This is a genomic window from Tsuneonella troitsensis, from assembly GCF_001441535.1.
In the GTDB taxonomy this organism is placed as follows: domain Bacteria; phylum Pseudomonadota; class Alphaproteobacteria; order Sphingomonadales; family Sphingomonadaceae; genus Tsuneonella; species Tsuneonella troitsensis.
On record NZ_LMAU01000002.1, the window covers coordinates 79,291 to 99,720 of the forward strand.

Below are 20,430 nucleotides of genomic sequence, written 5' to 3' on the forward strand. Positions count from 1 at the left end.
GATCTTGAGCATCAACCGGTTGCAGGTGTGCTCGTTGCCGTCATGCCCGCGTCGCTGGTCGCGGTGAACGTGCCGCCGGCGTCGCTCGGCTGAGGGGTCCAGCACATCTTCCCCTGATTTTCGCCATCGCCCTCAGGGTCGAAGCAATGTTTGCCGTCTTCGACCACGTGCGTTCCTGTGACATCGCCATCGGGGCCGGTCGCGGAATACGTTCCGTCGGCGTTGACGGTGAACTGGGCGGTGGTGCCGTCGCCATAGGTGACATCGTATAGCGTTCCGGCGACGGGTCCGGCAGCCGCGGGGGCTGCGGCAACCGGTTCTGCTGCGGGTTCCGCGGGAGCGGGTTCGGCGGCTTCTTGCGAACATCCGGCCAGGGCGAATGCGCCGGCCAGCACGATCAGGGTCGTTCTCATGGTAGTCTCCCAAGAGCGACCGCGCCGCCATTTACCACGATCCGACCCGTCGCGTCGAGCATATCGAAAGCTGGGAGAGAACGAGAAGGGCGACTGCCCAGGCCGCCCTTCCACGTCCAATGGACGACCCCGCTCAGGTGGCGGCGGGAGCCGGCGTGGCAGCGGCTTCCGGTGCTGCGCGGGGGGTGACAGTGACCACGGTGCCATCGGGCGCGGTGGCCGTGAAGACGCCGGCCGCATCCGGCTCGCCATCGGTCCAGCAGGCTTCCGGAGCATCGCCCTCAGGATCGAAGCAGGTCTTGCCGTCCTTGAGTGCGAACGTCCCGGTAGTCGCCACACCCGCCGGGTCGGTGTCGCTGAAGGTGCCGTCGGTGTTGATCATTACCACGTGGGTCGTGCCGTCGGGATACTTCGCGTCGTATGTGCCGGCCATGTCCGCCGCGGTCATTTCGGCAGGAGCCGCTGCGGCGGCGGTCGTTTCAGCCGGTGCCGGCGCCTGTTCGGCAGGTTGAGCACAGGCGGCGAGCGCGGCGATCGATGCGATTGCAATGAGTTTCTTCATGAAGACCTCTCCCTCACGCGACCGCAGGCTCGATTACGCCTGTGTCGATCCTGCCGCAATCAGCGCGGTGGATAACTTCAGACGAGTTCGATCGCGACTGCAGTCGCCTCGCCACCGCCTATGCAAAGGCTGGCTACGCCGCGCTTGAGGCCCTTGTTCTTCAGGGCGTTTAGCAGGGTGACGACGATGCGCGTTCCGCTGGCACCGATCGGATGCCCGAGTGCGGTCGCGCCGCCGTTCACGTTGACCTTGTCGTGCGGCAGCCCGAGGTCCTTCATCGCAAACATCGCGACGCAGGCGAAAGCCTCGTTCACCTCGAACAGGTCGACGTCGGCGACGGTCCAGCCGGCCTTTTTCAGCACCTTCTCGATCGCACCCACCGGGGCGATGGTGAAATCCTTCGGCTCCTGCGCGTGCGCCGCCATCGCGACGATGCGCGCGACCGGGGTGGCGCCCTTGTCATTCGCCACGCTCTCGCGCGTCAGCACCACGGCGGCCGCGCCGTCGCTGATCGAGCTGGAACTGGCGGCGGTGATCGTTCCGTCCTTGGCGAAAGCGGCGCGCAGGGTGCGCAGCTTTTCCGGGTTGCCCTTGGGCGGTTGCTCGTCGGTATCGACAGTCACGTCGCCCTTGCGCGTGCTCACCGTGACCGGCGCAATCTCGTCGGCGAATGCGCCGGTCTGGATCGCCTCGTTCGCGCGGCGGAGCGATTCGACCGAGTAATCGTCCATGTTTTCGCGGGTAAGCTGGTATTCGTTCGCAGTGTCCTGCGCGAAAGTGCCCATCGCCCGTCCGGCGTCATAGGCATCCTCGAGCCCGTCGAGGAACATGTGATCGTACGCGGTGTCGTGGCCGATCCGGGCGCCCGACCGGTGCTTCTTAAGCAGGTAGGGCGCGTTGGTCATGCTTTCCATGCCGCCTGCGATGGCCAGATCCATGCCGCCGCTGGCCAGGGCCTCTGCCGCCATGATGATCGTCTGCATCCCGCTGCCGCAGACTTTGTTCACGGTGGTCGCCTGGACCGACTTGGGCAGGCCGGCCTTCAGCGCGGCCTGACGGGCGGGAGCCTGACCGAGACCTGCGGGAAGGACACAACCCATGTAGATGCGTTCGATATCCTCGCCTGCGACGCCGGCGCGCTCGACCGCCGCTTTCACTGCGGTCGCGCCGAGGTCGGTCGCCGAAACATCCGCCAGAACGCCCTGCATACCGCCCATCGGGGTGCGCGCATAGCTGAGGATGACGACGGGATCGGCTGCTGAGAACGTGGACATTGCGGACCTTTCTGAGTTCGATTTGGCCGCGATCTAATGCTGCAGCGCGGCGAAGGCAAACAAGCGAGGCCTTGGGTGCGCCAAATCCACGTTGCATTCCCGAGGGCGTGTCACACTGTCACACAGTCCAGAGCATATTCCGCCACTTCGCGCGGATATGTGTCGCTTTGGGCGGACAAAGTGTCGCTTTGCGGCCCGGATGCGTCAGCTTGCAGGGCAAAGCCGGCACCTTGCGCAGTCGCTGCGGAGGGACTTAGCCAGAACCGTCGGGATCGCATTGCCGAACTCTTGCACCGCCGCCTCGTGTAGGACAGGCCGAACTTGCCATTGCTTGCGCAGTCGGCGACAACCGGTGGCAAATCGAAACCTCCCGGAGACGTGCAATGGCCCTGGATCGCAAAGCAGAACTCGACAGCCTTCTCGCCAAGCAGCGCAGCGCCTTTACCGCCGCCCGGCCGGAACCGGTCGAGGCGCGGCGGGATCGCGTGGAGCGGGCGATGGCGTTGCTGCGGGATAACGGCGAGGCGCTGTGCCGAGCGATGAGCGCCGACTTCGGCAGCCGCAGCATCCAGCAATCGATGATCACCGACATCGCGAGCACGGTCGGCTTCGGACACTACTGCCTGAAGAATCTGGCGAGTTGGTCGAAGCCCGAGCGGCGCAAGGTGCAGTTCCCGCTCGGCCTGCTCGGCGCGAAGGCGGAGCTGCGATACGAGCCCAAAGGCGTGATCGGCATTCTCAGTCCGTGGAATTTTCCGGTCAATCTCAGCTTCGGCCCGCTGATGCAGGTCTTCGCCGCAGGTAATCGCGCGATGATCAAGCCGAGCGAGTTCACCGAGCGGACGAGCGAGCTGATGGCCGAACTGGTTGCCAAGCGCTTCACGCAAGAGGAATGCGCCGTCGTGACCGGCGGTCCCGAAGTCGCCCATGCTTTTTCCGAGCTTCCGTTCGATCACCTCGTCTTCACCGGATCGACCGCGACGGGTCGCAAGGTCATGGAAGCGGCGGCCAAGAACCTCGTCCCTGTCACGCTGGAGCTCGGCGGCAAGTCGCCGGTATTCCTCGGCAAGGATGCAGACCTGAAGAAGGCCGGCGAACGCATCGCGATGGGCAAGATGATGAACGCCGGGCAGATCTGCCTTGCCCCCGACTACCTTTATGTTCCGGAGGAAATGGAGGAGGGCGCCGTCGCCGCGGTTCAGCTCGGCGTCCACGAGATGTACCCGACGCTGCGCGATAACGACGATTACGCCAGCATCGTGTCCGACCGACATTTCGACCGCCTGAAGGGACTGGTCGAGGATGCGCGGGAAAAGGGCGCCGAGGTGATCGAGGTCAACCCGGCGGATGAGGATTTCTCCAACGCCAACAGCCGCAAGATGCCGCTGACTATCCTGCGCAACGTGACCGACGACATGAAGGCCATGCAGGAGGAAATCTTCGGCCCCGTCCTGCCCGTGAAGACTTACAAGGCGATCGACGAAGCCATAGAATATGTGAACGCGAACGACCGGCCACTCGGCCTCTATTACTTCGGCGAAGACAGCGGCGAGCGCGAGAAGGTGCTGACTCGCACGATCTCGGGCGGTGTCACGGTAAACGACGTGGTGTTCCATGTCTCGATGGAGGACCTGCCGTTCGGCGGGGTCGGGCCGTCGGGCATGGGCAGCTACCACGGGATCGAGGGTTTCCGCGAATTCAGCCACGCGCGGAGTGTCTACACCCAGCCGAAGATCGACGTCGCGAAGCTCGGCGGATTCAAGCCGCCCTATGGCAAGGGGACCGACAAGGCGATCCGCACGATGATGAAATAGGCCGCGATCGGGGGATTTTTGCCCGCCCCCAGCCTTGCGCCGCGCAGCCTCGCGGCCTAGAGGCGCGCACGAACCGCCAGCAATCGAGTCAGTCGCTTGGTCGACCTTTCGCAGTATCTGCCCATTCTCATCTTCCTCGGCATCGCGCTGGGGATTTCGGTCCTGTTCGTGTTCCTGCCGATGGGCGTCTCGCGCCTGACGGGGGCGCATAATCCCACGGCCGAAAAGCTGTCCGAATACGAGTGCGGCTTTCCCGCGTTCGAGGATTCGCGCAGCCAGTTCGACGTGCGGTTCTACCTCGTGGCGATCCTGTTCATCATCTTCGACCTCGAGGCCGCGTTCCTGTTCCCCTGGGCCGTCAGCCTGGACATGACCGGATGGCCGGGCTGGATCACCATGATGGTGTTCCTCGGCGAACTGGGCATCGGCCTCGCTTACGCATGGAAGAAGGGAGCCCTCGAATGGGAGTGATCCAGCCGCCGAGTTCGCCGGTCCCCGGTGGCGCGGTCACCGCGCCCGACCCGGCGTACTTCAACTCGCTGCAGGGCGAGATCGACGACAAGGGCTTCCTCGTCACGTCGACCGAGGACCTGTTCCAGTGGGCGCGCACCGGCAGCCTGTGGTGGATGACTTTCGGCCTTGCGTGCTGCGCGGTCGAGATGATCCACGTCAACATGCCGCGTTACGACATGGAGCGCTTCGGCGTTGCCCCGCGCGCGTCTCCGCGTCAGTCGGACGTGATGATCGTCGCCGGGACGCTGTGCAACAAGATGGCTCCGGCGCTGCGCAAGGTCTACGACCAGATGTCGGACCCCAAGTACGTCATCTCGATGGGTAGCTGCGCCAACGGTGGCGGCTATTATCACTATTCCTACAGTGTGGTGCGCGGCTGCGACCGGATCGTTCCGGTGGACATCTACGTGCCCGGTTGCCCTCCGACCGCCGAGGCGCTGCTCTACGGCGTGATGCAGCTTCAGCGGAAGATCCGCCGCTCGGGCACGATCGAGCGCTGAGATGGCAACCGTGCTTCACTCCGCGCCCCGGACGGCATCGAACGACGGCGTGCTCGACGCGCTGTCGGCTGCGCTGGGCGCGATGCTCGTCTCCGCTAGGGAAGAGCATGGCGAAATCCTGCTGACCGTCGCGCGCGACAGTATCGACGATGCGCTCCGTCTTCTGCGTGACGAGCACGCCTATCAGCAGTTGATGGAAATCGCCGGTGCCGACTATCCGAGCCGGCCCGAGCGGTTCGAAGTCGTCTACATGCTACTCAGCCTGACGAAAAACCATCGCATCATGGTCAAGTGCACGGCGAGCGAAAGCACGCCGGTGCCCACCGTGACGACGCTGTGGCCCAACGCGGGCTGGCTCGAGCGCGAGGTGTTCGACATGTACGGCGTGCTGTTCGCCGGCAACACCGACCTGCGCCGCATCCTGACGGACTACGGGTTCGAGGGGCATCCTTTCCGCAAAGACTTCCCGCTCACCGGCTATACCGAGCTGCGTTATTCCGAGGACGAGAAGCGCGTCGTGTACGAGCCGGTCGACCTTCCGCAGGATCTGCGTCAGTTCGATTTCATGAGCCCGTGGGAAGGCGCGGACTACGTGCTGCCGGGCGACGAGAAGGCGGCCGAGCATCCCGCCACTCCTCCGGTGGCCGATCCCAAGACGACCGAGAAGCCCTCCGACACGGGTGCAGGCGCGAAGACCGATGCCAAGGCGACCGAGCACGTTGCCAAGGGTGCGGGCGAGGGCGGCGACGGCGAGCCGGTTCCGGAAAAGTCCGCCAAGGCAGAGCCCGGTGCGCCTGCGCCGACCGAAAGCCGCGCCAAGCGCGCGCCGCGCAAGGGCAAGAGCGCCGATACCAAGGGCGCAACCGAGCCGCAGGACAAGCCGAAGGCCAAGCGTGCTCCGCGCAAGGCTCCCGCCAAGAAGGGCGAGGGCGAATGAAGCGTCTGTTCGTATTTGGTGCGATCGCGGCGCTCGCGGCCTGTTCGCAGTCCGATGAGCCGCAGGGCGAGAGCGCGGAAGACTTCGCGCAGCGCGCAGGCGTAAACGCGCCTGCCGGGCAGGTGCCTTCCGTCGCCGAAGTCAATGCGCAGCCCGTCGTGGCTCCCACCGGGGCGGCCCAGCTTACGCCGCTCGCTTCCGATGCACCCAAGGCGTTGGGCAAGATCCAGGGCGGCTGTTCGTTCATCTATCAGGGCCGCTCGCTGCTCGTCGTGGGGGCCCCGGAAGGGACCGATGCGAAGGGGCAGGGCGTGCTGGTGATCGACGGGCAGCAGGTCGTGCTTCCGGGCAATGCCGCCGGTGGCCCGCAAGTAGTCGAAAGCGGGCCGACGCTAGCCGGCGCGGGCTACACCGTCTCCGTCCTGCGCGCCGACGGGCCGCCGCAGGTCAACGCCGGACGCAACGAATGGACCGCCGGGCTCAAGGTCGCCGGTCCCCAAGGCGAGACGACGTTCTCGCCCGGCACGTGGAACTGCACGCCATGACGATGCAACTCGAACAGTCGCCGACCACTGGCGACGAGGTCATCACCAACTACACGATCAACTTCGGGCCCCAGCACCCCGCGGCGCACGGCGTGCTGCGCATGGTGATGGAACTGGACGGCGAGATCATCGAGCGGATCGATCCGCACGTGGGCCTGCTCCACCGCGGCACCGAAAAGCTGATCGAGCACAAAACCTACCTCCAGGCGCTGCCGTACTTCGACCGGCTCGACTACTGCAGCCCGCTGGCGATGGAGCACAGCTACGTCCTCGCGATCGAAAAGCTGCTCAACATCGAAGTGCCGGTCCGCGCGCAATACCTGCGGGTGCTATTCGCCGAGCTGACGCGCATCTGCAATCACATGCTCAACCTCGGCAGCCACGTGATGGACGTCGGGGCGATGACGCCGAACCTGTGGATGTTCGAGATCCGCGAGGATTGCCTCAACTTCTTCGAGCGGGCGAGCGGCGCTCGGATGCACATGGCGTGGTTCCGCCCCGGCGGCGTGCACCAGGACGTGCCGCTGAAGCTGCTGACCGACATCGGCGACTGGCTCGACACCCGCCTGCCGCGCCTGTTCGAGGACGCGATGAGCCTGGTGGTGGACAACCGCATCTTCAAACAGCGCAACGTCGATATCGCGGTGGTAAGCCGCGACGACGCGATCGCCTGGGGCTTCTCCGGCCCGATGATCCGCGCCGCGGGCATTCCGTGGGACCTGCGCAAGAGCCAGCCCTATGACGTATACGACCGGATGGATTTCGAAATTCCGGTCGGCACCAATTCCGATTGCTACGACCGGTTCATGGTCCGGGTCGAGGAAGTGCGTCAGTCGGCACGCATCATGAAGCAGTGCCTCGCCGAAATACCCGAAGGGCCGATTGCGAGCGACGACCGCAAGGTGGTGCCGCCCAAGCGCGGCGAGATGAAGCAGTCGATGGAAGCGCTGATCCACCACTTCAAGCTTTACACCGAAGGGTTCCACGTGCCCGCAGGCGAAGTCTACGTCGCCACCGAAAGCCCCAAGGGCGAGTTCGGGGTCTACTTGGTCTCGGACGGGTCGAACAAACCCTACCGCTGCAAGATCCGCCCGACCGCGTTCAGCCACCTACAGGCGATGGACTTCATGGCCAAGGGCCACATGCTGCCCGACGCGACGGCGATCCTCGGCGCGATCGACGTGGTGTTCGGGGAGTGTGACCGGTGATGAGGCAAATTTCTTCAGCGCTAGAAGCGTTTTGCGCCGCTTTCACATTCTATGCGATCGGAAGCTGGCTCCTAAATGCCCGCCAATCTGCTGATATCGAGAGCGCCATCTACACCGGCATTGGCGTAACCATCGGCGTCACGATCGGAAGTCTTTGGCGCGCAAGAAGTTCTGGGTCGCCGGAGGTAGTCAATGGCTGACCGCGCCCCCGCACCCGATACGTCCGAGCTGCGCGAGCGGTGGGGCGGCTTCGCCTGGACCGCCGAAAACGCGGACAAGGCGAAGGAGATCGTCGCGCGCTATCCCGACGGACGGCAACGTTCGGCGGTGATGCCGTTGCTCGATCTCGCCCAGCGGCAGGTCGGCGCCGAGACGAACACGCAAGGCTGGCTGCCGCTGCCGGTGATGGAATTCGTCGCCGCCGAGCTTTCGATGCCGGTGATCCGCGTGCTCGAGGTCGCTACCTTCTACACGATGTACAACATCGCGCCGGTCGGCCGCTTCCACGTGCAGGTCTGCGGCACCACGCCGTGCATGCTGCGCGGGTCCGACGACATCATCACCGCGTGCAAGAAGCGTGGGATGGCCAAGGGCCACACCACGCCCGACGGGTTGTGGACGCTCACCGAAGTCGAATGCATGGGCAATTGCGCCAGCGCGCCGATGGTCCAGATCAACGACGCGAATTACGAGGACCTGACGCCTGAACGCCTCGACGCGGTCCTCGACGCGTTGGAGCGCGGTGAGACGCCGAAGGAAGGCACGCAGGACCCCGAGCGGCACACGGTCGAGCCTGTCGGCGCGCTCAGCAGCCTGACCGCGATGGTGGGCGAGAACCACGATTACCGGGGTGAGTGGTAATGGAAATCGCCACCATCGTGATCGCGCTCGTGCTGGCCTTCATCGCCTGGAAGGTGCTAATGGGCATCGTGAAATTCGGTGCGATCGTGCTGATCCTGGCCGCCGCCGCGTGGTTCCTGACGAGCGGGGGAATGGGCTGATGCCGCGCAAGCTCGGTCTTGCATACATGGGGCTGGCAGTCGCCTTCATGCTCGTCGCCGTATTTCAGGGCGCGCGCGGGGGTGGCGTTGCCGTCTGGATCGCACTGGGCGCGGTATTCATCGCCCTCGGCTCCGCCCAGGTGGCCAAGCAAAAGGGAGGTGACGATGAGCCTCGCTGATAAGGACCGTATCTTTACCAACCTGTACGGGTTCCAGGATTGGGGCCTGAAAGCCGCGCAGCATCGCGGGGACTGGGACGATACCCGGTCGCTGATGGCGCGCGGGCAGGACGCGATCATCGACGAGATCAAGGCCAGCGGCCTGCGCGGGCGCGGCGGGGCGGGTTTCCCGACCGGCATGAAGTGGTCCTTCATGCCCAAGGGATCGAAGGACGGCCGTCCCAGCTTCCTTGTGATCAACGCCGACGAGTCCGAACCCGGCTCGTGCAAGGACCGCGAAATCATCCGCCACGATCCGCACAAGCTGATCGAAGGTGCGCTGATCGCCGGTTTCGCGATGCGCGCGCGGGCAGCCTACATCTACATCCGCGGCGAATTCATCCGCGAGGCCGAGACCCTCTTCAAGGCGCGCGACGAAGCTTATGCGGCGGGCCTGCTGGGCAAGAATGCGGCGGGATCGGGCTACGACTTCGACGTCTTCGTCCACCGCGGCGCGGGTGCCTACATCTGCGGCGAAGAGACCGCGATGATCGAGAGTCTGGAAGGCAAGAAGGGCCAGCCGCGCCTCAAGCCGCCGTTCCCGGCCGGCGCGGGTCTTTATGGCTGTCCGACCACGGTCAACAACGTCGAAAGCATCGCGGTCGTCCCCACGATACTGCGGCGTGGCGCTTCGTGGTTCAGTTCCTTTGGGCGCGAGAACAACAAGGGCACCAAGCTGTTCCAGATCAGCGGCCACGTGAACAGGCCGTGCGTCGTCGAGGAAGCGATGAGCATCCCGTTCGGCGAACTGATCGAAAAGCATTGCGGGGGCATTCGCGGCGGGCGCGACAACCTGCTGGCGGTTATCCCGGGCGGATCGTCGGTCCCGCTGGTGCCGGCGGACCAGATCTGGGACGCGCCAATGGATTTCGACGGGCTGAAAGAAGTCGGCAGCGGCCTCGGCACCGCGGCGGCGATCGTCATGGACAAGTCGACCGACGTGGTCCGCGCGATCAGCCGGATCAGCTATTTCTACAAGCACGAGAGCTGCGGCCAGTGCACCCCGTGTCGCGAAGGCGTGGGCTGGATGTGGCGCGTGATGGAGCGGCTTCGGACCGGGGACGCGCACGTCGACGAAATCGACATGCTGCAGCAGGTCACAAAGCAGGTCGAGGGCCACACCATCTGCGCGCTCGGCGATGCGGCGGCGTGGCCGATCCAGGGCTTGATCAAACATTTCCGGCCCGAACTGGAACGGCGCATCGCCGAGGCGGGCAACATGGCGGAGGCAGCGGAATGATCACCCTGGCACTCATGCTCGCGATGCAACCGGTCGGCGGACAGGCACAGCCGCAGGTCGATACAACTCCCGTGCCTTGGCCAGACGACGAGCGCGAAGCGGGACTGGTGGATTCATTCTCGACCGAGAGCAGCGCCGAGGCTCGCCTGACGATGACGCGTTTCGCCGATTGCGTTGCGGACGGCAGTCCCGACAAGGCGGCCGAGCTTCTGCAGCGCGACTTCCGAAGTGCCGCGTACCGAAACGGTTTGCAGAACCTGTCGCGCAACAACGAAGGCTGCGCTCGCAAGGTGGGCCTGCACGGCCGCATGCGGATGGCAAACCTTGCGTTTGCCGGGGCCCTCGCCGAAGCGCTGATCGAGCGCCGCAACATGCCGGTCAACGCGATGCTTGCACGTGCGGCAGCCGCGCCCGCTGCGCCGACATATTCGTTCACTGACGGAATCGCGATGTGCCTTGTGCGTTCGGTTCCCGATCAGGTGGCCAGCCTGTTCGCCTCGGAAGTCGGCTCGAACGAGGAAACCGCCGCAATCGCCGCGCTGGGCGTTCCCGCCCAGATGTGTGCTCGCGCAGCCGAAGCGCGCAAGCCGCTGTCGATCAGCACCTCCGGACTGCGCGCTATGCTCGCAACCGCTGCCTTTCGTTCCACAGCGAGCGTGACGAACACCTGATGCCAAAAGTTACTGTCGATGGCGAATTGATCGAGGTTCCCGATGGGGCGACCGTGCTGCAGGCGTGCGAGCTTGCGGGCAAGGAAATCCCGCGCTTCTGTTATCACGAGCGGCTGAGCATCGCCGGTAACTGCCGGATGTGCCTGGTCGAGGTGAAGCCCGGACCGCCCAAGCCGCAGGCAAGCTGTGCGTTGCCCGCGACCGAGGGTCAGGAAATCCGGACCGACAGCCCGATGGTCAAAACGGCACGCGAGGGGGTGATGGAGTTTCTCCTCATCAACCACCCGCTCGATTGCCCGATCTGCGACCAGGGCGGCGAATGCGACCTGCAGGACCAGTCGGTCGCCTATGGCCGCGGCGGATCGCGCTACCACGAGAACAAGCGCGCGGTGACCGAGAAGCACATGGGTCCGCTCATCAAGACGGTGATGACCCGCTGCATCCACTGCACCCGCTGCGTGCGTTTCTCGGAAGAGATTGCGGGCGTGGACGAGATCGGCGCGCTCTATCGCGGCGAGAACATGCAGATCACCACCTACCTCGAGCAGGCGGCGAAGCACGAGCTTTCGGCGAACGTGATCGACCTGTGCCCGGTCGGCGCGCTGACGAGCCGCCCCTATGCGTTCGAGGCCCGCCCGTGGGAATTGAAGAAGACGCTCTCGATCGACGTGAGCGATGCGGTGGGGGCGAACATCCGCCTCGACAGCCGCGGGCGTGAAGTCATGCGCGCGCTCCCGCGCACCAACGACGACGTCAACGAGGAATGGCTCAGCGACAAGGGCCGCTACATGGTCGACGGCCTGACCCGCCGCCGGCTCGACAAGGTGTGGATTCGACGTAACGGCAAGCTGGCCGAGGCGAGCTGGGACGAGGCGTTCAAGGCCATCGCCAAGGCAAAACCTGGCGCGAGCATCGCCGCGATCGCGGGCGACCTGGTCGATTGCGAGACGATGTTTGCCGCCAAGAAGCTGGTGAACGCGCTCGGTTCGGACATGCTCGAAGGCCGCCAGACGGGGATGAGCTATCCGACCGGCAACCTCGCGGCGGTGAACTTCAACTCGACGTTCGCCGGGATCGAGACCGCCGATGCCATCCTGATCGTGGGCAGCAACGTCCGCTGGGAGGCGCCGCTCGTCAATGTGCGGCTTCGCAAGGCGGCCAAGCGCGGCGCGAAGGTGTTCGTCGTCGGACCGCATTGGGAGACGACGTTCCCCGCCGAGTTCCTAGGCGACGACGCTGCCGTGCTCCACGACCTGCCGGGCCATGTGACTGAGGCCTTGGCGAGGGCCGAACGACCTGCCGTGATCGTTGGCGGTGCGGGACTGGCGAAGGGCGTTCTCGACGCGGCGCTGGCGCTGCCGGTCCAGCGTGACGGGTGGAACGGCTTCAACGTGCTGCACATGGCGGCATCGCGGATGGGTGGGCTGATGCTCGGCTATGCGCAGAAGGGCGGCATCGCCGACATCGCCAAGGCCGCGCCGAAAGTAGTGCTGGCGCTGGGCGCGGACGAAGTCGACTGGTCGGCCTTCGGCGACAGCTTCAAGGTCTATATCGGCCACCACGGCGACAAGGGCGCACACGCCGCCGACGTGATCCTGCCCGCTGCCGCGTTCAGCGAGAAGGACGGCACTTACGTCAACACTGAGGGCCGGGTGCAGTTCGCCGAGAAGGCCGTGTTTGCACCCGGTGACGCGCGCGAGGACTGGACGATCCTGCGCGCGCTGGCCGATGCGCTGGGCGTGAACGTCGGATTCGACAGCTTTGCCGAACTCCAGTCCGCGATGATCGCCGAAGTGCCTGTGCTGGGCGTTGAGGGGCTGGCCGATTACGGCAAGCTGCCCAAGGCCGGCAAGGGCAAGGCCAGTGGCGCGATCGCCTATCCGATCAAGGACTTCTACCTCACCAACCCGATCGCCCGTGCGAGCGTGACGATGCAGCAATGCTCGGCCGAATTGCTTCACGGCGACGAAGTGCGGGAGGCTGCGGAATGAGCGAGACCTTCCAGACCTGGGGCCTGACCTACGAATGGGCGTGGTTCCTCGCGACCGTAGCGGGCATCCTGCTCATCGCGCTCCCGCTGATGTTGGCCGTGGCCATGATCATCTACGCCGACCGCAAGATCTGGGCGGCGATGGCGCTGCGCAAGGGGCCCAACGTGGTGGGCCCGTTCGGCTTGCTGCAGAGCTTCGCCGACGGGCTCAAAGTGTTCCTGCAGGAAACCATCGTGCCGTCGGCGGCGAACAAGGGCCTGTTCCTGATCGCGCCGATCATCACCTTTACCGTCGCGCTCTTGGCGTGGGCGGTGATCCCGTTCAACTCGGGCGCGGTGCTGGCGGACATCAACGTCGGCCTGCTCTACGTGCTCGCGATCAGCAGCCTCGGCGTGTACGGAGTGGTGATCGCCGGGTGGGCGAGCAACTCCAAATACCCCTTCTTCTCGGCGATGCGCGCCGCGGCGCAGATGATCAGCTACGAAGTCTCGATCGGGTTCATCCTGATCTGCGTGGTGCTCTACGCCAATTCGTTCAACATGAACGCCATCGTAGAGGCGCAGCGCGGACACGGGCTCGGCCTGGTCAACGGCTACTGGTTCAACCTTTTGCTGTTTCCGCTGTGGGTCATGTTCCTCATCAGCAGCCTCGCCGAAACCGCGCGCGCGCCGTTCGATTTGACCGAGGCGGAGAGCGAGCTCGTCGCCGGGTATCAGACCGAATACAGCTCGATGGCCTTCGCGCTCTACTGGCTGGGCGAATACGCCAACGTGCTGCTGATGTGCGCGCTCAACGCGGTGCTGTTCTTCGGCGGCTGGCTGCCTCCGCTCGAGCTCGAGATCCTGTACTGGGTCCCGGGCTGGCTGTGGCTGTTCGCCAAGATCTTCTTTTTCTTCTTCATCTTCAGTTGGGTGAAGGCGACCGTGCCGCGGTACCGCTACGATCAGCTCATGCGCCTCGGCTGGAAGGTGTTCCTCCCGCTGTCGCTGATGTTCGTCGTACTCGTGTCGGGCTGGCTCATGTTCACGAGGTACGGATGACCGTCGCTCATTTCATCAAGTCGTTCACCCTGTGGGAGTTCGTGAAAGCGCACGCCCTCACGCTGAAGTATTTCTTCAAGCCCAAGGCGACGATCAACTATCCATTCGAGAAGAACCCGCTGTCCCCGCGCTTCCGGGGCGAGCACGCGCTCCGCCGTTATCCCAACGGAGAGGAGCGCTGCATCGCGTGCAAGCTGTGCGAGGCGGTGTGCCCGGCGCAGGCGATCACGATCGAGAGCGAACCGCGCGAGGACGGCAGCCGCCGCACCACGCGCTACGACATCGACATGACCAAGTGCATCTATTGCGGTTTCTGCCAAGAAGCCTGTCCGGTCGATGCGATCGTCGAAGGGCCGAACTTCGAATACGCGACCGAAACGCGCGAGGAACTTCTCTACGACAAGGCGAAACTGCTGGCCAACGGGGACAAGTGGGAGCGGGCTCTGGCCGCAAACCTTGAAGCCGATGCGCCCTACCGATAGGGGCCGCGCCGACACATGATCCAGGTCCTCGCCTTCTACCTATTCGCAGCCCTCACCATCGCGTCCGCGGTGCTGGTGATCACGTCGCGCAACCCGGTGCATTCGGTGCTGTGGCTGATCGTGGCGTTCTTCAACGCCGCAGGCCTGATGGTGCTCGTCGGCGCGGAGTTCATCGCGATGCTGCTGGTGATTGTCTATGTCGGTGCGGTCGCGGTGCTGTTCCTGTTCGTGGTGATGATGCTCGATATCGACTTCGCGTCGCTGCGGGCCGGTTTCGTGAAGAACTTCCCGCTCGGCCTGCTGATCGCGCTGGTGCTGCTGGCCGAACTGATCTTCGGGATCGGCGCATACCAGGCCGGCCGGATCGAGCTTGGCACGGGAACCGCCGACCAAGTGCCCGTGATGGCTGAAAGCAACATCGCGGCGATCGGACAGCTCCTTTACGGCCAGTACCTGTTCCTGTTCGAAAGCGCGGGCATCATCCTCCTCGTCGCGATGGTCGGGGCGATCGTGCTTACGTTGCGCGACCGCAAGGACTCCCGTCCGCAGAACATCGGCAAGCAGGTGCGCCGCCGTCCGCAGGATGCGACACGGAACGTGAAGCCGGAGATCGGGCAAGGGGTTCAGTTGTGATCGGCGTCGAACACTACATCGTCGTCAGCACGATCCTGTTCGTGCTCGGCGTGCTCGGCATCTTCCTCAACCGGAAGAACGTTATCGTCATCCTCATGGCGATCGAGTTGATCTTGTTGTCGGTGAACATCCAGCTGGTCGCATTCAGTGCGTTCCTGGGCGATCTGACGGGGCAGATCTTCGCGATGTTCGTGTTGACCGTCGCCGCCGGCGAGGCCGCGATCGGCCTTGCGATCCTCGTCATCTATTTCCGCGGCCGCGGCACCATCGCGGTCGATAGCGTCGACCGGCTCAAGGGGTAAGCGAGCCCGTGCATCCGATTCTCATCATCGTTTTCGCGCCGCTGCTGGCCGCGATCGTCGGGGGCCTCGGCAACCGCATGCTCGGCAACACGGTGGTCAAGTCGATCACCACCGGCGCGTTGTTCCTCGCCTGCGCGCTGAGCTGGCCGATCTTCCTGTCGTTCGTGAACGGCAGTGCCGAAGCGAGCGTCGTACCTGTCCTGCAATGGGTGCAGTCAGGCACGCTGTCGTTCGACTGGGCGCTGCGTGTCGATACGCTGACCGCGGTGATGCTGGTCGTTATCACGACCGTCTCGGCCCTCGTCCACCTCTACAGCTGGGGCTACATGGCAGAGGACCCGGATCAGCCGCGGTTCTTCGCCTATCTCAGCCTGTTCACCTTCGCGATGCTGATGCTGGTGACGGCGGACAACCTGGTCCAGATGTTCTTCGGGTGGGAAGGGGTAGGCCTCGCCAGCTACCTCCTGATCGGTTTCTGGTTCCGCAAGCCGAGCGCCAATGCCGCCGCGATGAAGGCCTTCGTGGTCAACCGCGTGGGCGATCTTGGCTTCATGCTGGGCATATTCGGCACGTACCTGGTGTTCGGTACCGTCTCGATCAGCGAAATCTTGGCCGCGGCTCCTGGAATGGCGGGGGCGACGATCGGTTTCCTCGGCTACCGTGTCGATACGATGGACGTGCTGTGCATCCTCCTGTTCATCGGTGCGATGGGCAAGTCGGCGCAGCTAGGCCTGCACACCTGGTTGCCCGACGCGATGGAGGGGCCGACGCCGGTCTCGGCGCTGATCCACGCCGCCACGATGGTGACTGCGGGCGTGTTCATGGTCTGCCGCCTGTCGCCGATGTTCGAGGCTGCGCCGATCGCACTGACCTTCGTTACCGTCATCGGTGCGGCGACGTGCATCTTCGCCGCAACCGTCGGCACCACCCAATGGGACATCAAGCGGGTCATCGCCTATTCGACGTGCTCGCAGCTCGGCTACATGTTCTTCGCGGCGGGCGTCGGCGCTTATGGCGCGGCGATGTTCCACCTGTTCACGCACGCGTTCTTCAAGGCGCTGCTGTTCCTTGGCGCGGGCAGCGTTATCCATGCAATGCACCACGAGCAGGATATGCGCTATTACGGCGGGCTGCGTAAGCATATCCCGCTGACGTTCTGGGCGATGATGGCAGGCACGCTCGCGATTACCGGGGTCGGCGTGTACGATCTCCACCTCGGCTTTGCGGGGTTCTGGTCGAAGGACGCGATCATCGAGGTCGCCTTCGCGCGCGGCACCGAAGCGGCGAGCTTCGCCTTCTGGATGGGCGTCTTCGCGGCGCTCCTGACCAGCTTCTACAGCTGGCGCCTCGTTTTCCTGACGTTCTTCGGCAAGCCGCGCTGGGCGGCGAGCGAACATATTCAGCACGCCATTCACGACGGTCATCACGACCACCCTTCGGACGAGGACGCCGGGCACGATGTCGCGCACGCCGTCCCCGATCCCAAGCACGGCGATGGGACCGCGGGTTACCACCCGCACGAAAGCCCGCTGTCCATGCTGATCCCGCTCGGGCTGTTATCGATCGGCGCGATTGCCGCCGGCCAGGTGTTCGCTCCCGCCTTCCTCGACAGCGCGGCATTCTGGAACGGATCGATATTCTACAACGAGAACCTGATCCACGCGATGCACGCGGTGCCTGGGCTGGTGAAGTACGCCGCGTTCATCGTGATGGTGCTGGGCTTCGTGATCGCGTGGTACGGCTACATCCGCAACACGAGCTTCCCGGGCATGGCCGCCAAGCAGCTCGGCCCGGTGTACCGGTTCTTCTTCAACAAGTGGTACTTCGACGAGCTGTACAACGTCGTTTTCATCCGCCCTTCGCTCTGGCTGGGGCGCAAGTTCTGGAAGATCGGCGACGAGGGCATCATCGACCGCTTCGGTCCTGATGGCGCCGCACGGATGGTAGCGCTGGGTTCGGTGGGCGCGAAGCGCTTCCAGTCCGGCTTCCTCAACACCTACGCGCTGTGGATGCTGGTCGGCCTTGTCGCCGCAATTACCTGGGTCATGCTGTGATGGGAGCTTTTCCGATCCTTTCGACGATGCTCCTCGTCCCGCTGGTCGCGGGCCTCGCGTGCTTTTTCCTGCAGGCGAAGGCCGCGCGCATGGTGGCGCTGGTCGCGACGCTGATCGATCTCGGCCTCGGCGTGGTGCTGTGGGCGAACTACGACATCGGCGGTGCGCAGTGGCAGTTCGTCGAGCGTGCGGAGCTGTTCTCCGGCTTCAGCTATGCGCTGGGGATCGACGGGATCGCACTGCTGCTGATCATGCTCAGCGTGTTCCTCATGCCGATCTGCATCCTGGCGAGCTGGGAATCGATCGAAACCCGCGTGGGCGAATACATGGCGGCGTTCCTGTTCATGGAACTGCTGATGATCGGCGTGTTCGCCGCGCAGGACCTGCTGCTGTTCTACATCTTCTTCGAAGCCGGTCTGATCCCGATGTACCTGATCATCGGCATCTGGGGCGGCAAGGACCGCATCTACGCCAGCTACAAGTTCTTCCTCTATACGCTGCTCGGCTCGGTCGTGATGCTCGTCGCGATGCTGTGGATGATAGGCGAGGCGGGGACGACCGACATTCCCACGCTGATGCAGTACGATTTCCCGCCGGCGGCGCAGACGTGGCTGTTCCTGGCGTTCTTCGCGAGTTTCGCGGTCAAGATGCCGATGTGGCCGGTGCATACCTGGCTGCCGGACGCGCACGTGCAGGCGCCCACCGCCGGTTCGGTGATCCTGGCCGGCGTGCTGCTCAAGATGGGCGGATACGGTTTCATCCGCTTCAGCCTGCCGATGTTCCCCGAAGCGAGCGCGCAGCTCGCCTGGTTGGTGTTCGCGCTGAGCATGATCGCGGTCATCGTCACCAGCCTGATCGCGCTGGTACAGCACGACATGAAAAAGCTGATCGCCTATTCCTCGGTCGCGCACATGGCGATCGTGACGATCGGCCTGTTCGCCTTCAACGTGCAGGGCCTCGAAGGCGCTATGATCGTGATGCTCAGCCACGGGCTCGTTTCCGGCGCGTTGTTCCTGTGCGTCGGCGTGATCTACGACCGGCTGCACACGCGCGAGATCGACCGGTACGGCGGCCTGTCGATCAACATGCCGAACTACGCACTCTTCTTCATGTTGTTCACGATGGCGAGCATCGGGCTTCCCGGCACGAGCGGCTTCGTGGGCGAGTTCCTCAGCCTGGCCGGCGTGTACCAGATCTCGACCTGGGTGACGCTGGTCTGCACCACGGGCATCATCCTTGGCGCGGCCTACATGCTGTATCTCTACTGGCGCGTGGCGTTCGGCGTGCAGAAGAACGCCGATGCTGCCGCCATGCCCGATCTCAACGCCCGTGAATGGGTGATGCTTGCGCCGATCGCCGCCGCGGTGCTGTGGATGGGCGTCTATCCGGAAAGCTTCCTCGCCCCGATGCGTAAAGACATAGCCGCACTTGACGCTCGCCTCTCGCGTGCAGCGCCCGAAGGGGACAGCAAGCCGGCCGAAGCGCGGCCCGAGCAGGTGCGCCGCAATGCCGCCAACGCGATGCCGCACCACGATGCGGCCGACGGGGAGGGCCACTAATGGATTTCGCCCAATCCCTTCGGCTGATCGCCCCTGAATTCATCCTCAGCGTGGGCGGCCTCGTGCTGTTGCTCGCCGCGGCGTGGATGGGCGACAAGGCGAGCCGCGCCATCTCGATCGCCAGCGTCGCGGTTCTGGCGGCAGCCGCCGCTTTCACCGCTTCTGTACTCGGCAGCGGAGCGATGGGCGCCGATACCCAGGCGTTCTTCGGGCAGATGCGCGCGGATGCCTTCGCCGCTTTCGCCAAGCTGCTGATCTTCGCGGCCGCCGCTGCCTGCCTGATGATCGCGCCGCGTTTCTTCGACCGTTGGAAGGCGATGCGCGCCGAATATCCCGTGCTGATCCTGTTCGCGGTGCTGGGCATGAGCATCATGGTCTCCGCCGGCGACCTGATGACGCTCTATATCGGGCTCGAGATGAACAGCTTGGCGGCCTACGTCCTCGCGGCCTTCCTGCGCGTGGACTCGCGCTCCGAAGAAGCGGGCCTGAAGTACTTCGTGCTCGGCGCGCTGGCGAGCGGTATCCTGCTCTACGGCATGAGCCTGACCTACGGCTTCACCGGGACCACGAGCTTTGCCGGCATCCGCGCCGCCCTCGCAAGCGGCCTGTCGACGGGCGCGCTGTTCGGGGTGATTTTCGTCTTCGCCGGCCTTGCGTTCAAGATCGCCGCAGTGCCGTTCCACATGTGGACGCCGGACGTTTACGAAGGCGCGCCGACCCCGGTGACGACGTTCTTCGCGACCGCGCCCAAGGTTGCGGCGGTGGCACTGCTCATGCGCGTGGCGCTCGATGCGTTCGGCGCGCAGTCGGACGCCTGGCGCCAGATCGTGATCTTCGCCGCGCTGGCCTCCATCGTGGTCGGCGCGCTCGGCGCGATCGGCCAGACGAACATCAAGCGGCTGCTGGCATACTCTTCGATCAACAACGTCGGCTTCATTCTCGTGGGCCTGGCTGCAGCCACGCCAGGCGGGGCGAGCGCGATGCTCGTCTACCTCGCTATCTACGTCGCGATGACGATCGGTAGCTTCGTGGCGGTTCTGATGCTCCGTGATGCGGAAGGCAACCAGGTCGAATTGATCGACGACATGGCCGGTCTCAGCCGCACCAGTCCGGGTATCGCCTGGTGCCTCGCGCTGCTGATGTTCAGCGTCGCGGGTATCCCGCCGCTCCTCGGTTTCTTCGCCAAGCTGGTGGTCTTCCAGGCAGCGGTGGATGCGGGGATGATCGCGTTGGCCGTGATCGCCATCGCGGGCAGCGTGATCGGCGCGTTCTACTACCTCAAGGTCGTGAAGGTGATGTTCTTCGACGATCCTGCCGACAAGGTGAAAGGCGCCAACGACTGGGCGCACTGGGCGCTGCTGATCGTCAGCACGCTCGTCATTTCGCCGCTCGGCTACCTTCTGACGGGCTGGCTCGGAACGCTGGCCGACACCGCGTCGGCAGCGCTGTTCCTCGCGGCCTGATATCCCGGAA

At 64.6% G+C, this 20,430-nt stretch carries 22 protein-coding genes; 19 read left to right on the top strand and 3 right to left on the bottom strand.

What is annotated here, in order from left to right:
- Window positions 1-11: 11 nt before the first annotated feature.
- The 3 genes from AR323_RS03940 to AR323_RS03950 all read right to left on the bottom strand — a co-directional run bounded on the left by AR323_RS03940 (window position 12) and on the right by AR323_RS03950 (window position 2,249).
- A complete protein-coding gene (locus tag AR323_RS03940) occupies window positions 12-413 on the bottom strand; it encodes a hypothetical protein (RefSeq protein ID WP_057882674.1) in 402 nt (133 codons plus the stop codon).
- A 133-nt stretch (window positions 414-546) separates the two neighbouring features.
- Complete coding sequence (locus tag AR323_RS03945; RefSeq protein WP_057882675.1) at window positions 547-975, bottom strand: hypothetical protein; 429 nt, start codon at window positions 973-975, stop codon at window positions 547-549.
- Window positions 976-1,052: 77 nt separating this feature from the next.
- A complete protein-coding gene (locus AR323_RS03950; RefSeq protein WP_057882676.1) occupies window positions 1,053-2,249 on the bottom strand; it encodes an acetyl-CoA C-acyltransferase in 1,197 nt (398 codons plus the stop codon).
- Window positions 2,250-2,632: 383 nt separating this feature from the next.
- Here AR323_RS03950 and AR323_RS03955 point away from each other — a divergent pair, with 383 nt between their 5' ends.
- The 19 genes from AR323_RS03955 to nuoN all read left to right on the top strand — a co-directional run bounded on the left by AR323_RS03955 (window position 2,633) and on the right by nuoN (window position 20,420).
- Window positions 2,633-4,063, top strand: a complete 1,431-nt coding sequence (locus tag AR323_RS03955) for a coniferyl aldehyde dehydrogenase (RefSeq protein ID WP_200956675.1) — start codon at window positions 2,633-2,635, stop codon at window positions 4,061-4,063.
- A 96-nt stretch (window positions 4,064-4,159) separates the two neighbouring features.
- Window positions 4,160-4,534 carry an NADH-quinone oxidoreductase subunit A gene (locus AR323_RS03960; protein WP_057882678.1) on the top strand — a complete coding sequence of 125 codons (375 nt, stop codon included), beginning with the start codon at window positions 4,160-4,162 and terminating at the stop codon, window positions 4,532-4,534.
- A complete protein-coding gene (locus AR323_RS03965) occupies window positions 4,525-5,076 on the top strand; it encodes a NuoB/complex I 20 kDa subunit family protein (protein ID WP_057882679.1) in 552 nt (183 codons plus the stop codon). The genes AR323_RS03960 and AR323_RS03965 overlap by 10 nt, the downstream gene beginning before the upstream one ends.
- Before the next feature lies 1 nt (window position 5,077).
- Window positions 5,078-6,013, top strand: coding sequence for an NADH-quinone oxidoreductase subunit C (locus AR323_RS03970; protein ID WP_057882680.1), 936 nt, complete (start codon window positions 5,078-5,080; stop codon window positions 6,011-6,013).
- Window positions 6,010-6,558 carry a hypothetical protein gene (locus AR323_RS03975; protein ID WP_057882681.1) on the top strand — a complete coding sequence of 183 codons (549 nt, stop codon included), beginning with the start codon at window positions 6,010-6,012 and terminating at the stop codon, window positions 6,556-6,558. Before AR323_RS03970 ends, AR323_RS03975 begins: the two co-directional genes overlap by 4 nt.
- Window positions 6,555-7,766, top strand: coding sequence for an NADH-quinone oxidoreductase subunit D (locus AR323_RS03980; protein WP_057882682.1), 1,212 nt, complete (start codon window positions 6,555-6,557; stop codon window positions 7,764-7,766). The genes AR323_RS03975 and AR323_RS03980 overlap by 4 nt, the downstream gene beginning before the upstream one ends.
- A 192-nt stretch (window positions 7,767-7,958) precedes the next feature.
- Window positions 7,959-8,627: a complex I 24 kDa subunit family protein gene (locus AR323_RS03985; protein WP_057882683.1), complete on the top strand. Its 669-nt coding sequence runs from the start codon at window positions 7,959-7,961 to the stop codon at window positions 8,625-8,627.
- Window positions 8,627-8,767 carry a hypothetical protein gene (locus tag AR323_RS14905; RefSeq protein WP_164461522.1) on the top strand — a complete coding sequence of 47 codons (141 nt, stop codon included), beginning with the start codon at window positions 8,627-8,629 and terminating at the stop codon, window positions 8,765-8,767. The genes AR323_RS03985 and AR323_RS14905 overlap by 1 nt, the downstream gene beginning before the upstream one ends.
- Window positions 8,767-8,946 (top strand): hypothetical protein, encoded by a 180-nt coding sequence (locus AR323_RS03990; RefSeq protein WP_057882684.1) that lies wholly within the window; start codon window positions 8,767-8,769, stop codon window positions 8,944-8,946. Before AR323_RS14905 ends, AR323_RS03990 begins: the two co-directional genes overlap by 1 nt.
- Window positions 8,933-10,225 carry an NADH-quinone oxidoreductase subunit NuoF gene (gene nuoF / locus AR323_RS03995; protein ID WP_057882685.1) on the top strand — a complete coding sequence of 431 codons (1,293 nt, stop codon included), beginning with the start codon at window positions 8,933-8,935 and terminating at the stop codon, window positions 10,223-10,225. Before AR323_RS03990 ends, nuoF begins: the two co-directional genes overlap by 14 nt.
- Window positions 10,222-10,896 carry a hypothetical protein gene (locus AR323_RS04000; protein WP_057882686.1) on the top strand — a complete coding sequence of 225 codons (675 nt, stop codon included), beginning with the start codon at window positions 10,222-10,224 and terminating at the stop codon, window positions 10,894-10,896. The genes nuoF and AR323_RS04000 overlap by 4 nt, the downstream gene beginning before the upstream one ends.
- Window positions 10,896-12,887, top strand: coding sequence for an NADH-quinone oxidoreductase subunit NuoG (gene nuoG, locus AR323_RS04005; protein ID WP_057882687.1), 1,992 nt, complete (start codon window positions 10,896-10,898; stop codon window positions 12,885-12,887). Before AR323_RS04000 ends, nuoG begins: the two co-directional genes overlap by 1 nt.
- Window positions 12,884-13,927, top strand: a complete 1,044-nt coding sequence (gene nuoH, locus AR323_RS04010; protein WP_057882688.1) for an NADH-quinone oxidoreductase subunit NuoH — start codon at window positions 12,884-12,886, stop codon at window positions 13,925-13,927. Before nuoG ends, nuoH begins: the two co-directional genes overlap by 4 nt.
- Entirely contained in the window at window positions 13,924-14,409 is a 486-nt protein-coding gene (gene nuoI / locus AR323_RS04015) for an NADH-quinone oxidoreductase subunit NuoI (RefSeq protein ID WP_057882689.1), read from the top strand. Before nuoH ends, nuoI begins: the two co-directional genes overlap by 4 nt.
- Window positions 14,410-14,424: 15 nt before the next feature.
- Window positions 14,425-15,042 (top strand): NADH-quinone oxidoreductase subunit J, encoded by a 618-nt coding sequence (locus AR323_RS04020; RefSeq protein ID WP_057882690.1) that lies wholly within the window; start codon window positions 14,425-14,427, stop codon window positions 15,040-15,042.
- Window positions 15,039-15,344: an NADH-quinone oxidoreductase subunit NuoK gene (gene nuoK / locus AR323_RS04025; protein ID WP_057882691.1), complete on the top strand. Its 306-nt coding sequence runs from the start codon at window positions 15,039-15,041 to the stop codon at window positions 15,342-15,344. Before AR323_RS04020 ends, nuoK begins: the two co-directional genes overlap by 4 nt.
- A gap of 8 nt (window positions 15,345-15,352) precedes the next feature.
- Window positions 15,353-17,398, top strand: a complete 2,046-nt coding sequence (gene nuoL / locus AR323_RS04030) for an NADH-quinone oxidoreductase subunit L (RefSeq protein ID WP_057882692.1) — start codon at window positions 15,353-15,355, stop codon at window positions 17,396-17,398.
- Entirely contained in the window at window positions 17,398-18,957 is a 1,560-nt protein-coding gene (locus AR323_RS04035; protein WP_057882693.1) for an NADH-quinone oxidoreductase subunit M, read from the top strand. The genes nuoL and AR323_RS04035 overlap by 1 nt, the downstream gene beginning before the upstream one ends.
- On the top strand, window positions 18,957-20,420 hold the full coding sequence (gene nuoN / locus AR323_RS04040; protein ID WP_057882694.1) for an NADH-quinone oxidoreductase subunit NuoN: 1,464 nt from the start codon (window positions 18,957-18,959) through the stop codon (window positions 20,418-20,420). The genes AR323_RS04035 and nuoN overlap by 1 nt, the downstream gene beginning before the upstream one ends.
- The last annotated feature ends 10 nt before the right edge of the window (window positions 20,421-20,430 follow it).